The organism is Bizionia gelidisalsuginis, from assembly GCF_008086185.1.
GTDB lineage: Bacteria > Bacteroidota > Bacteroidia > Flavobacteriales > Flavobacteriaceae > Bizionia > Bizionia saleffrena.
Genome location: NZ_VSKN01000021.1, coordinates 27,484 through 40,991, shown reverse-complemented (window position 1 = coordinate 40,991; position 13,508 = coordinate 27,484). Strand labels below are relative to the sequence as shown.

At 34.4% G+C, this 13,508-nt stretch carries 14 protein-coding genes; 5 read left to right on the top strand and 9 right to left on the bottom strand.

What is annotated here, in order from left to right:
• From ES677_RS12775 to rho, 5 genes are all read right to left on the bottom strand, one after another.
• On the bottom strand, positions 1–242 hold a 242-nt coding region (locus tag ES677_RS12775), incomplete at its 3' end, for an ISAon1 family transposase N-terminal region protein (RefSeq protein ID WP_148381445.1).
• Positions 243–455: 213 nt separating this feature from the next.
• Entirely contained in the window at positions 456–716 is a 261-nt protein-coding gene (locus ES677_RS12765; RefSeq protein ID WP_317130615.1) for an ISAon1 family transposase N-terminal region protein, read from the bottom strand.
• Between the two features lie 116 nt (positions 717–832).
• Positions 833–1,225 (bottom strand): transposase, encoded by a 393-nt coding sequence (locus tag ES677_RS12760; protein WP_148381444.1) that lies wholly within the window; start codon positions 1,223–1,225, stop codon positions 833–835.
• Between the two features lie 775 nt (positions 1,226–2,000).
• Complete coding sequence (nhaA, locus tag ES677_RS12755) at positions 2,001–3,329, bottom strand: Na+/H+ antiporter NhaA (RefSeq protein ID WP_148368287.1); 1,329 nt, start codon at positions 3,327–3,329, stop codon at positions 2,001–2,003.
• A 333-nt stretch (positions 3,330–3,662) separates the two neighbouring features.
• Complete coding sequence (rho, locus tag ES677_RS12750; protein ID WP_148381443.1) at positions 3,663–5,372, bottom strand: transcription termination factor Rho; 1,710 nt, start codon at positions 5,370–5,372, stop codon at positions 3,663–3,665.
• Between the two features lie 201 nt (positions 5,373–5,573).
• On the opposite strand from rho, the gene ES677_RS12745 reads away from it, so the two are divergent.
• The gene (locus ES677_RS12745; RefSeq protein WP_148368285.1) at positions 5,574–5,984 is read left to right on the top strand and encodes a DUF4293 domain-containing protein; all 411 of its coding nucleotides are present in this window, start codon (positions 5,574–5,576) and stop codon (positions 5,982–5,984) included.
• An 89-nt stretch (positions 5,985–6,073) separates the two neighbouring features.
• On the opposite strand, the gene ES677_RS12740 is transcribed toward ES677_RS12745, so the two are convergent.
• Complete coding sequence (locus ES677_RS12740; protein ID WP_148368284.1) at positions 6,074–6,568, bottom strand: metallophosphoesterase family protein; 495 nt, start codon at positions 6,566–6,568, stop codon at positions 6,074–6,076.
• Positions 6,569–6,709: 141 nt separating this feature from the next.
• Here ES677_RS12740 and truA point away from each other — a divergent pair, with 141 nt between their 5' ends.
• Positions 6,710–7,459 carry a tRNA pseudouridine(38-40) synthase TruA gene (gene truA, locus ES677_RS12735; RefSeq protein WP_148368283.1) on the top strand — a complete coding sequence of 250 codons (750 nt, stop codon included), beginning with the start codon at positions 6,710–6,712 and terminating at the stop codon, positions 7,457–7,459.
• Positions 7,452–9,221 carry an ABC transporter ATP-binding protein gene (locus ES677_RS12730; protein WP_148381442.1) on the top strand — a complete coding sequence of 590 codons (1,770 nt, stop codon included), beginning with the start codon at positions 7,452–7,454 and terminating at the stop codon, positions 9,219–9,221. The genes truA and ES677_RS12730 overlap by 8 nt, the downstream gene beginning before the upstream one ends.
• Positions 9,222–9,224: 3 nt before the next feature.
• Here the strand turns inward: ES677_RS12730 and cdaA are convergent, their stop codons facing one another.
• Genes cdaA through folP form a run of 3 tightly spaced genes read right to left on the bottom strand, consistent with a single transcriptional unit; the run spans position 9,225 to position 11,527 of the window.
• Entirely contained in the window at positions 9,225–10,010 is a 786-nt protein-coding gene (gene cdaA / locus ES677_RS12725; protein WP_148381441.1) for a diadenylate cyclase CdaA, read from the bottom strand.
• A 29-nt stretch (positions 10,011–10,039) separates the two neighbouring features.
• On the bottom strand, positions 10,040–10,702 hold the full coding sequence (locus tag ES677_RS12720; protein ID WP_148368280.1) for a hypothetical protein: 663 nt from the start codon (positions 10,700–10,702) through the stop codon (positions 10,040–10,042).
• The gene (gene folP / locus ES677_RS12715; RefSeq protein WP_148381440.1) at positions 10,703–11,527 is read right to left on the bottom strand and encodes a dihydropteroate synthase; all 825 of its coding nucleotides are present in this window, start codon (positions 11,525–11,527) and stop codon (positions 10,703–10,705) included. It lies immediately after the preceding gene.
• Positions 11,528–11,632: 105 nt separating this feature from the next.
• Between folP and ES677_RS12710 the strand changes: the two genes are divergently transcribed.
• The gene (locus tag ES677_RS12710; protein WP_148368278.1) at positions 11,633–12,172 is read left to right on the top strand and encodes a DUF1599 domain-containing protein; all 540 of its coding nucleotides are present in this window, start codon (positions 11,633–11,635) and stop codon (positions 12,170–12,172) included.
• Positions 12,173–12,176: 4 nt separating this feature from the next.
• On the top strand, positions 12,177–13,502 hold the full coding sequence (locus ES677_RS12705) for a BT_3928 family protein (protein WP_148368277.1): 1,326 nt from the start codon (positions 12,177–12,179) through the stop codon (positions 13,500–13,502).
• The last annotated feature ends 6 nt before the right edge of the window (positions 13,503–13,508 follow it).

Sequence of the window (13,508 nt, the reverse complement as noted above, 5' to 3'; positions counted from 1 at the left end):
AGAGTCCATCGTCTACGCTTTATATGGAGCAGTACCGATTTGCCTCTTAAAGGGAAATCTTCAACGGTTATCTCAGGCAAGAAGCCTTTGGATTGCGCTAATTCTGATTGGTACTCCTTGGGCAGCACGTTCTTTTCTTCTAGGTAAAAATGAACATTACCTTCTGATGATTTATGGTCTACAATTTCAAAATAATCCATAACGCCTTCCGGTAACAAATACTGTGCTAATTTTATATCCAAGATCTAATCTGTTTTTGTCAAAGATAAAGTTTCTCCCCAAGTTTTACGTTTGATCCCAAGTAAGGCCCAATGTTTTCAGGAAAAATAAGCCACTGTTTAGCGTGTTTTCTTTGTTTCCAAACTTTAAAATTACTTAAGTGCTCTCTGTATTGTCTACTGAGTTTTTTACCATTCACGTTATAAAAATGGACTATGGTATGGCAGTCTGAGGCTTTAGTATTGACTAATTTCTTTTAAAAAAGCAGCAAACTCGTTGGTCATCCGTGTTCCCTGTGCTACTAAATTCCAATCGCGTTGAACAAGCTCCTTACTGTTCTTATCTAGCCACCTACGCCGTTTTACATGGAGATATACAGTATTACCTCGTAGTGGGAAGTCTTGAATAGTAACTTCTTTATGAAAACCGTGGGCAATAAGGATTTTGGATTTCTCTTCTTTAGGAACCACATTGCGCTCTTCAAAATAAAGATGCATTACATCACCATTTTAGTATTTTTTATTAGATCGAAATGATTAATTAAAAATTCAGGAAGAATAAGTTTGAGTAATTCAAGATAATTGTCCACTTTTTTTTTACAAAAAACGGAGTTTTATTTCAATTCACACACAACTTTTGAGAATGATCCGTCAAGAGCTTCCCATCTGTGTTTGATTCTGATTTCTTGCAATGCATCTAACGCTAGTTTTTGGATATGGAAACGGTCTATAACCAAAGTGGCGTTTGGGAATGATTTTTTTACGATAAGCCCCATATTAGCCGCCATATCCAAAGTTACTTCTTTAACCTTCTTTCTTTGTTTTAGAGGCATCTTGTGGAGTGTTTTTATAACTACATCTGCCTTGGTTCCTTTTACCATAGATATTATCGCTCTTTTATTTCCTTTTGCATCTTTATTGGTTAGAATGGTATATAAATCAACGTTGAAAAAAGCGGTCTCGTTTATAGAAAGGTAGCAGCCGATTTTTTTAAAAACAACAGCCATTGTTATGCGTGTGTCTTTTGACTTCAAGCATTGAAGTCGCTCAAATAATCTTTGTAATGCCTTTACATACTTCTAGGGTTTACACCGTAGAATTTAGATACAATTGCTGTGCCACTAGTATCATTACGTATAGAGTTCTTTTAAAAAATCAGCGAAATCGCTGGTAATTTTAGTTCTTTTGTTACTAATGGCCAATTTCTTGTAACTATTTCACTTGTGTTTTCATCAATCTGTAGAAAAACATTCTTTATAAGTTTTAAAAAGTCTTAAACGACCCCTTAGTGAAAAGCCTTTAGAGTAAAACTTCGCCTCACTTTAGCCGTCAGGAAATATATTGCGGTCAGTAAAATAGAAATGGAACGTTTTTCCTTCTCTTATGTTTTGTCAATTCGAAATAGTTAATAAGTGCTTCCGGAAGTAATAGCTTTGTCCTGAATAATAACGCGTCTGATAACATTAAAAATTTTCCTACAAAGTACAATCGTTTTTATAGTTTCAAAAGTTTTGAGAATTATTCCAAAAAACCCGATATTCTATCAGTACTTTCAATATTAAAACTTTTATACAGCACTTTCTAATAGGATACCCTCTACTTTTATTGAAAAATGTATTTAATATTGATAGCTTATCTCATAAAGAATTTCAGTGAGATAGGAGGTTCATTTATTAATAGAGCATACCATTCCAGTTAAATTAAATCAATTAAAAGAGTGATGTTCAAATCAGCCTATAATTGATGAATTGAATAAATCACTCTTCCTAAATGTAAAAACAACTATGGTTTCATTCCTGTTTTATCTACTGTAATGGAATTTGGAAAACGGGTGGCATAACGAAGAACGTAGTAACCTAAAACACCACTCACCAAGGAAGCAATTAGGATTCCCATTTTTGCTTCTTCCTTAATTAAATTATCGTCAAAAGAAAGATTTACAATAAATAAAGACATCGTAAATCCTATTCCGCATAATAGAGACATTCCAAAAAATAATTTCCAAACTTCCTTCGAACTCGGCATTTCTTTATAAAAGAATTTGAGTAAAATCCATATACCGAATAATATCCCAACAGGTTTTCCTATTAATAGTCCAAAAATTGTTCCCCAAGTTATCGATATATGTAATGCCTCACTTAAAATTTCAGAATCAAATAGAATTCCGGCGTTAACAAAGGCAAATAAAGGCATTATAAAGAAATACACAGGGCCGTGCAATTTACGTTCTAACCGCTTTAAAGGAGACTCCATTTCGCGCTGTGTTTTCTCTAAGAAATAGTGTGCTTGAGACGACGTTCCTTCTAGTGAAACGTCTTTAGCGTTTAAAAATAATTTGAAACCGCGCTTTGCAAAATTTTTAATTTTATCAAGTTCCCATTCTCTATTTAAAGGAATTGTAAACGCTAAAATAACACCTGCTATAGTGGCGTGAATACCAGAAGATAAAACCGCCCACCATAATATGAAACCTACAAATAAGTAGGGCGTTAGGCCGTTTACCTTTCTGTAATTAAAGATTAAAAGAACAACGGTACACCCTAAGGCAATACCTAAGGAGGGCCAGTAAATCTGATCGGTATAAAAGAAAGCAATAACTAAAACGGCAATTAAATCATCGACCACAGCAATGGTGGTGATAAAAACTTTTGCCCAAGATGGGATTCTAGGTCCTAAAATTGCTAAAATACCAATTACAAAAGCAATGTCTGTTGCCATAGGAATTGCCCACCCATCAATATATTTTGTACCACTATTAAAAGCAAAGAAAATTAATGCTGGAAATACGGCACCACTTATCGCAGCTACTACTGGAAACACCGCCGATTTAAACGAGCGCAAACGTCCAAATTTTAATTCACTTTTGATCTCTAATCCTACTAGCAGAAAAAACAAGGCCATTAAACCATCGTTAACCCAATGATGTAAAGACTTTGAAATGAATAAATTGTCGAAACCTAAACTGAATTTTAGGTGCATCATCATTTGATAAAAAGAACTTAAAGGGGTATTGGCTACTATTAACGCAAGCACTGTGGCGCATATTAATAGAATTCCGGTTGCAGAGTCTTTTTTAAAAAAAGAGCTCAGAATTTGAGACAACTTATTCATTCGTTAACGGATACGTTTTACTTTATTTATAATAATTGTTATGACAGTTATTGAGCACAGATGTGTCTCTCAAAGAGAAAACAAAACACCAAAATTCAAGTAGAATTTTAATGATTTAATTATGTTTTTCAATGTGTTTTTTCGAAAAGCATCTCAATACTTACAAGATACTAAAAGGAGAATTAATTTAAGAATGTGGACGTACCAAGTTAGCTATTTTATCATTTTATTAACTAAATATGGAGTCTTTTGAGAGTATGGGTACTCTTTAATAAAAAAAAAGCCTCGTGTAAAAAATGCAACACGAGGCTTTACTATTATATAAAGTGTGTTTTAACCGTTCATTGAGATTAAAAACTCTTCGTTGTTTCTAGTTTGTTTAAAACGTTGGTTTATAAATTCCATAGCTTCAACCGGGTTCATATCTGCAAGATATTTACGCATAACCCACATACGTTGTACTGTGCTTTCGTCTAATAAAATGTCATCGCGACGTGTGCTTGATGATGTTAAATCGATAGCAGGGAAGATTCTACGGTTAGAAATTTTACGATCTAATTGTAGCTCCATATTACCAGTACCTTTAAATTCTTCAAAGATTACTTCATCCATTTTAGAGCCTGTTTCGGTAAGCGCTGTTGCTATTATAGTTAACGAGCCTCCATTTTCTATATTTCTAGCGGCACCGAAAAAACGTTTTGGTTTATGTAATGCATTAGAATCAACACCACCACTTAATATTTTTCCAGAAGGGGGTTGTACTGCATTATAAGCTCTTGCTAAACGTGTAATAGAATCTAAGAGAATCACCACATCGTGACCACATTCTACCAATCGTTTTGCTTTTTCTAAAACAATATTAGCAATTTTTACGTGCTCGTGTGCTTCTTTATCAAAAGTTGAAGCAATTACTTCACCACGCACATTACGTTGCATATCGGTTACCTCTTCAGGGCGTTCATCAATTAATAAAATCATTTGATAAACTTCAGGATGGTTTGCTGCAATAGCATTCGCTACATCCTTAAGAAGCATTGTTTTACCCGTTTTTGGTTGCGATACAATCATACCACGCTGCCCTTTTCCTATAGGAGAGAACAAGTCCATAATACGCGTAGAAATAGTACTTTGCTTTTCGGCAAGATTGAATTTTTCTTCCGGAAATAATGGTGTTAAATGTTCGAAAGACACGCGGTCTCTAACCACATCTGGGCTTTGACCATTAATTCTATTGACTTTAATTAACGGGAAATACTTTTCACCTTCTTTTGGAGGTCTAACATTTCCTAAAACAGTATCTCCTGTTTTTAATCCGAATAAACGAATTTGTGATTGTGATACATAAATATCGTCGGGCGATGATAGATAATTATAATCTGACGATCTTAAAAAACCGTAACCATCTTGCATAATATCTAAAACACCTTCGCTTTCAATTATAGCATCGAACTCATAATCGGGTTCTCTATAACGGTTTCTGGTATCTTTATTACCGTTGTCACCAGGACTGTTTTTGCTTTTACTTTTATTTTGAGAGTTGTCTCTCTTAACAGGACGATTTTGCGATTTATTATCGTTTTTATTATCCTCTTTTTTGTTTTGATGATTGTGAACTGGCTTTTTAGGGGCCGGTTTACGAGACTCTTTAGGAGCCGATTTCGTTTCAAGTTTTGAAATTTCTTTCGGTGCTTCTGTTGTACTGCTCTCTTTTTTAGAGTCTTCTTTAAAAGCTAAAGTGCTTTCATCCTCTTTATCATTTGTCGTATCAGTCGCACTCTCTATAGTAGATTCTTTAACGTTTGTTTTTTTCTTTATAGGCGCTTTACGTTGTACGCGAGCTCTTTTAGGAGTTTCTTTATCGGTCTCTATATTTTCGTCTATTTTAACTTCTTTCACAGCATTTGGGTTCGCTGCTTGTAGATCTAATATTTGATATACTAAATCTAATTTTTTTAGTGTGCGGAATTTTGGTACACTTAGTTTTTTAGCTATATCCTGTAGTTCAGGAAGCTTCATTTCTTTTAATTGTGAGATTTCAAACATTGAGTTGTTGAATTGAATATTTTTTAAATATTTAAGTTGAAATATTTCCCAGAGAAAATATACTATTTATTGAAGAATTAATATCTTGCTAACGTGATTGTTGCAAATTATTACTGCAATTATACAACTTTATTTTATTTTTTTTTATAAAAATTACAAAAGAAACTATATTTTTGTGCCAGATAATTACCATTTAAATAAATGATTCAACGCATACAGACATTATACTTATTATTGGCCGCCTCCGTTTCTGGCGGGTTAATTTTTGCGTTGTATTTATGGATTACTACCGCTGGTATTAAAGTCTTTGCAATAGATAATTTAACCTATTTCGCAATGTTTATGGCCTCTGCAGTATTATCTTTGGTATCTATATTTATGTACAATAATAGGAAGTCTCAATTCGTCGTGGGACGACTAAACATCATATTAAACTTTATTTTACTAGGATTACTTGTATATCAATCTCTAAGCATATCTGGAGGAACTAACGTTTCAGAGAAAGGTATTGGGATTTTCTTGCCTATTGTGTCTATCGTGTTATTAGCATTAGCTAATAAGGCCATCAAGAAGGATGAAGATCTTGTAAAATCTGTAGATCGATTACGATAAACCTAACATCTTAGTAGTATTAGTGCGTGAGCCCAAGGTGAAGATCTTGGGCTTTTTTATGCTGTTTACCTAAATAATTGTAATGGTTATTAATGTTTCGGGAATTCTATAACTTCTAAATTAGCAATTGTATCCCCAGAAATCGTAAAACGTAACATTGTGCGCACATTATGAAACCCGTGTTTACCAATAGCTCCCGGATTCATATGTAATAGATTAAGCTTTTTATCGGGCATTACCTTTAAAATATGAGAATGGCCACAAATAAATAATTTAGGTGGATTTTTCTGGATTTCCTCGCGAATACGCAGGTCATACTTGTTAGGGTAACCGCCAATATGTGTTATCCATACAGCGACACCTTCACACATAAAACGATTGTTTTCTGGAAATTCTAAACGGGCTTTATCATCGTCGATATTACCGTAAACGCCGCGTAGTGGTTTTAGTTTTTTTATTTCATCGGTAACCTCTAAGTTGCCAATGTCACCGGCGTGCCACACCTCGTCAGCTTGTTTTACGTATTTTAAAATAGCAGCGTCTATATAGCTATGGGTATCAGAAAGTAAAAGTATTTTTTTCATAATCGTATTCTAAATATCAACATTACTGCGATATTCTCAAGGTTAAAAAAGTAGCGGTCTTTTAATATAAATTTAGGATTTCTTTAGTAAGAAAAACAAGTATCTTTGTAGTCTTAATTATTTACAAAAATAGCACAATACTTGCGATATTTTATAGAACTCTCATATAATGGTAAAGCTTATCACGGTTGGCAAATTCAACCCAACGCAATCACTGTACAGGAAGTTTTAAATAAAGGCTTGTCGTTACTATTAAGAACTACTATTACAACAATGGGAGCAGGACGTACCGATGCTGGCGTGCACGCTTTACAAATGTTTGCACATTTTGAAATACATATGTCTTTTGAAACTGAAACACTTCAGCATAAATTAAATTCGTATTTACCACAGGATATTGTCATTCATTCTATTTTTAAGGTAAACGCTGAAGCACACACACGTTTTGATGCCTTAAGTCGCGCTTACATTTATCGTATTGCAATTCGCAAAAATGCGTTTATTAACGAGCAAACGTATTTCTTAAAACCCCAATTGGATATCGAGAAACTAAAAAAAGCTTCAAAAATTCTATTGGAGTATAAAGATTTTCAATGTTTTTCTAAAAGTAATACAGATGTAAAAACGTATCATTGCGATATTATGCAAGCGGAATGGCAAATTATTGGCGACGAACTTCAGTTTACTATTAAGGCCAATCGGTTTTTACGAAATATGGTGCGCGCCATAGTGGGCTCCTTAATAAACATAGGGGTTGGGAAATTAGAGGTTAGCGATATGCATAAAATCATCCAATCTAAAAGTAGGAGTGAAGCCGGTTTTTCGGTACCCGCTCGAGCGCTGTATTTAAGCGAAATTATATATCCAGAATCTATTTATTTAAATGAATAAACCTAAAGAAAAAATACTCGATCTCTCCTTATTTAAAAGGTTGTTTCAGTTTATAAAACCATATAGAAAGGTATTTATAGGTGTCCTTTTATCGGTGGTTTTAATTGCCTTATTAAGTGCAGCATCACCGTTTATTTTAAGTTATGCTATAGACGAAAATGTAGCGCAAAAAAAAGAAGAAGGCTTTTTGTTTTTTGTGATTTTAATGATTGCAATGTTACTTTTGGAAACTGTTTTTCAATTTCTATTTATTTTTTATGCCGCATGGTTGGGGCAAAGTGTGGTAAAAGACGTGCGTGTCATGTTATTTAACCACATGCTGAAATTTAAGATGAAGTATTATGATAATTCTTCTGTAGGGACATTAATTACTAGAGCGGTAACCGATATGGAGCGTATTGCCGATATTTTCGGACAAGGGCTCTTTATGATTGCTCGCGATTTACTGGTTATGATTGTGGTTTCTGGCCTAATGATTTTTATGAATTGGCAATTAAGTCTTATCGTTTTTATAACCTTACCAATTGTTTTGTATGCAACAAGACTGTTTCAGAAGTATATGAAAAGAGCTTTTGAAGAAGTGCGTACCGAAGTGTCCAATTTAAATTCTTTTGTTCAAGAGCGTGTTACTGGAATGAAAATACTTCAGTTATTTACGCGAGAAACTACCGAATATAATAAATTTAAAGCCATTAACGAGCGCCATAAGGCAGGCTGGTTGAAAACCATTTGGTATAACTCTATTTTCTTCCCGATTCCAGAATTATTATCGTCTGTAGCTCTTGGTTTAGTGGTGTGGTATGGCGGATTAAACATTGTTCTAGAAGGCACAGCAACGCAGGGTGATTTATTTGCCTTTGTAATGATGATTCCTAAGTTATTTAGACCATTACGACAAATAGCCGATAAATTTAATACCCTACAAATGGGTATGGTCGCTGCAAAGCGCGTGTTTAAGGTAATTGATACAACTTCGCAAATTAATGATGAAGGTACTATTGAAGCAGAAAACTTTAAAGGCGATATCAGTTTTAAAGACGTTACCTTTAGTTATATTGATAATGAATTGGTTTTAAAGGGAATTAACTTTGAGGTGAAAGCAGGAGAAACTGTTGCTATCGTGGGTGCGACGGGTGCAGGGAAATCAACAATTATTAATTTACTAAATCGTTTTTACGAAATTAATAGTGGTGTTATTACCGTTGATACTATTAATATTAAAGACGTCACTTTAGCGTCATTACGCTCGCGAATAGCGGTGGTTTTACAAGATGTGTTTCTGTTTGCTGATACGGTATTAGCGAACATTACCTTAAATAATCCAGAGGTTTCTGAAACGGTAGTACAGCAAGCAGCAAAAGATATTGGTATCCACGATTTTATAATGAGTTTACCTGGTGGTTACCATTATAATGTAAAAGAAAGAGGGGCAATGTTGTCTTCTGGACAGCGCCAGTTAATTTCTTTTTTACGCGCGTATGTTACAAACCCGAGTATTTTAATTTTAGATGAAGCCACGTCGTCTGTAGATTCTTATTCGGAGCAATTAATTCAAAATGCGACAGATAAGATTACAAAAGGTAGAACCTCTATTATAATTGCACACCGTTTGGCAACGATTCAAAAAGCAGATAAAATAATTGTAATGGATTCTGGTAATATTGTTGAACAAGGCTCGCATAGCGAACTGCTTAAAAATGACAATGGATATTATAGAAATCTATACGAAGTTCAGTTTTTAAAGGCGGAAGTGGTAAAGTAATCGTTAATCCAAATCCTCTTTTATAATCGCTATTAAATCTGCGATGTTATCAAAGGGTAAGAAATCACCATTTTTAAAACACGAAATTTGCCCCGTTTCTTCACTTACAGCAATCGCAATCGCATCGGTACGTTCGGTAATTCCTACAGCTGCACGGTGACGTAAACCAAAACGTTGTGGTATTGTTTTTTCATTATTCACTGGTAAAATAACACGTGTCGCCTTGACAATATTATTTTCTATAATAATGGCACCATCATGAAGCGGACTATTTTTAAAGAAGATACTTTCTATAATAGGTTGGGTAACGGTTATATTCATTTCGTCTCCCGTATTTATTAAAAAATTTAAATTATTATTACGCTCCAAAACAATTAAGGCTCCCGTTCTTGTCGACGCCATTTTAGTACACGCCGCTATAATAGTTTCGATATCAGTATTCGAGATGCCTTCGGTTTTAAAGAATTTTAACTGACTTAAAAATTTGCGTTTTGCTCCAAAATTTGTGGAGCCAATCATCAATAAAAATTTTCTAATTTCCTGCTGAAAAACCACTATAAGCGCAAACATACCTACACTAATAAAACCACCAAGAATATTACTTAATAGTTGCATTTGAAGCGCTTGTGTTATTTTCCAGATAATGTAAATAATAACAATACCAATAAAAATATTTATGGCCACGGTACCGCGAACCAATTTGTAAACATAATATAGCAGGAGCGCAACCAGCACAACATCTATAATATCTACTAAACTAAAATTTAAAATGGTATCGAAAATTTCCAAGCGGTTGTTGTTTTAAGTGGGGTTTAAATTTAATTAAAGATAAATTCATTTTTGCTAATAGCTAAATTATCACTCTTTAAATTTGAAAGTTTAGATTTTATAGTGATGTAATCTTGAAATGTCACCTTGGAATTGAAGTTTAAAGTGAAGTGTTTCAATGTCGAAGAACTCGATGCTAATTGTTGTATACTATCTAATAAATCGTCGCTTTTAAGATTGATAATTTTATGATTTACCGAATGAATAGCAATGCTATCCACTTTAAAAATAGTAACGGCATAACGACCTTCTGTTGTGTCGGGCGTGTTATTTCTAGAGTATACGACATCGGTAAAATCTATAAATCCTAAATTTTTAATAGAGGTATCGTTACAAGTAAAAAAGTTTTTTGCGCTTTCATTTTTATGCATTCCTGCGCCGCGTTTTTTTTCTTGCAATGTAATTATAGAAGGTAAAGCTTGTTTCAGCGTTAAACGGCGGTCAATATTTACCAACCAATTGGTTGATATTATAAGACTTTTTCGGTTTAATTCTACACTGTCTTTTTGCGTTTCATTATAAAAAATATAGGCCGGAGAAACATCGGTGATCTCTGTAATCGCCGCCCCGTTAATTTCTGGAAGTAATACCGATTTGTCTTCGGAGCAAGCGCTGAAAAATAGAAGCGCAAGGCAAACTAATAACTGTTTCATTTAGGTGTGTAATTGATGGTGTAACGTAATGGCTTCAACAGCTTCTTTAACATCGTGTGCACGTAAAATATGAGCGCCTCTTTCCAGAGCAATCATATGTAAGGCCGTTGTGCCATTCAAAGCGTATTTGGGTGTTGTATTAAGCGTTTTGTAAATCATAGATTTTCTAGAGATACCGGCAAGCAAAGGTAAGTCTGTAATTTTAAAATCGTCTAATTTATTGAGTAATTCGAAATTCTGAGCGGTAGTTTTAGCAAATCCGAAGCCAGGATCTAAAATAATATCGTTAACCCCTAAAGCACGAGCAGCTTGAATACGCTCCGAAAAATAAAGCAGTATGTCTTTTAGTAAATCATCATATTCGGTTTGCTGCTGCATTGTTTGTGGTGTTCCGCGCATATGCATCATAATATAGGGCACGTTATAGTCGGCAATAGTTTTTAGCATATTCACGTCTAAATGGCCAGCCGAAATATCGTTTATTATAGCCGCTCCCGCTGCAATGGCGTGTTTGGCAACTTCAGCTCTAAAGGTATCCACCGATAAAATAATATCCGGAAAGCTTTCAACCAATACTTTAATAACAGGAATAATACGCTCGAGTTCTTCGTTTGTGCTAACAGTGGTCGCATTTGGTTTGGAGCTGTAGGCACCGATATCTATAAAAGTGGCACCTTCAGAAAGCATTTTTTCTACCTGTTTAAGGCAATGTGAGTCGCTGTTATAAGCGCCGCCATCAAAAAAAGAATCGGGCGTAACGTTAAGAATGCCCATTACTTTCGGCGACGAAATATCTACCAATTTCCCATTACAATTTAAAGTCATTTGTGCTATTATATATGGTGTTTATAAGGCTTAAGAAAAGTTTAAACCATAAACGTTGAACATTTGAAAAAATTAAGCGAAATTTACACAAAATTCAATTAGTTTATGCAAAATACGTCAAAACAATACGATGCTGTAATAAATACCTGTCGCGCCTTGTTTACAAACAAAATGACTGATTATGGTAGCGCTTGGAGAATTTTAAGATTACCGTCGCTTACCGATCAAATTTTTATAAAAGCACAACGCATTCGAGGACTTCAGCAAAACGGCGTAAGAAAGGTAGATGAAGGTGAACAAAGTGAGTTTATAGGTATAATAAACTACTCCGTAATGGCGTTAATTCAATTGGAGAAAGGCGTGGTGGAGCAACCCGATTTAACAACCGAAGAAGCGACCATTTTATACGACGAAAAAGTAGCGCTAACCAAAACGCTAATGCAAAATAAAAATCACGATTACGGTGAAGCGTGGCGCGATATGCGAGTAAGCTCGTTAACCGATTTGATTTTGCAGAAATTATTACGCGTAAAGCAAATTGAAGACAATTCAGGAAAAACAATAGTAAGCGAAGGTATAGATGCTAATTATCAAGATATAATTAACTATGCTATTTTTGCATTAATACATTTAAAAGAAGAATAAAATTATGAGAATATTAGTAGGTTTTTGCCGCATTTTTGTCGGTATATTTTTTATCATTTCAGGATTCATCAAATTAAATGACCCTATAGGGTTTGCTTTTAAATTAGAAGAGTATTTTGGGGCAACGGTATTAGATTTACCGTTTTTTATGCCCTATGCTTTGGGGATATCTGTTATAGTAGTCGTTTTAGAAGTGCTTTTAGGCCTCTTTTTAATCCTTGGGTATAAACCTAAATTTACAATATGGAGTTTGTTGTTGATGATTGTTTTCTTTACCTTCTTAACCTTCTATTCTGCATATTTCGATAAAGTAAAAGACTGCGGATGTTTTGGCGATGCTATGGCCATGACACCTTGGGAGAGTTTTACTAAGGATGCTGTTCTATTGGTTTTAATACTTATTGTTTTTGCTGGCCAAAAATATATAAAACCGTTCTTTAATAATTTTGCAACAACACTTATTGCGTTGGTTGGTTTTATAGCGTCTTTAGGCTTTGCTTACCAAGTGTTAATGCACTTACCGTCAATCGATTTTAGACCGTATAGATTAGGGGCAAATATTCAACAAAATATGTCTGTTCCAGACGATGCACCACAAGCGATTATAGAATACACGTATGTATTTAATGTAAATGGTAAAGAAGAAAAACATACCGTAACGGAAGGCTATCCAGAGGTAGATGGCGAATTAGTACGCGTAGAGACCAATACAATTAGAGATGCTTACGAACCGCCAATTCACGATTTCTCTATAGAAAAAGATGGTGAAGATTTTACGGCAGAAATTCTAGAATTAGACAATGTGATCTTAATTGTCGCTTATAATTTAAGAAAAGCTGAGGCTGAAGGATTAAAAATTATTAAAACAGCAACCGATAAAGCGATTGCTAATGGTTACGACGTTATTGGTTTAACGGCAACGGGAGCAGAAGAACAAAAGGCTATTAAGGAGCATTACAACTTAAATTTTGATTTTTATTTCTGTGATGAAACGGCGTTAAAGACGATTGTTCGTTCTAATCCGGGCGTTTTAAAATTAAAAAAAGGAACCGTTATTCAGAAAATGCACTTCAATGATCTCGATCAATTAGAGTTACCAGAAGTAAAAAGAGCTCCGGAACCAAAACCAATAGTAGAATCACCATTTATAACTGAAGACGTAGATAATACTTTGTTTTTATTAGACGGAGAAGAAGTAACATTAGCAGAACTTGACGCTATAGATGCTGAAACTATTGAAGCTGTAAATGTGATTAAAGATACTATGCAAATTAAAGAGATAACCACAAAGAATTACACGAGTGTTATTCAAGTAACCCTTAAAGATTAACTCGTA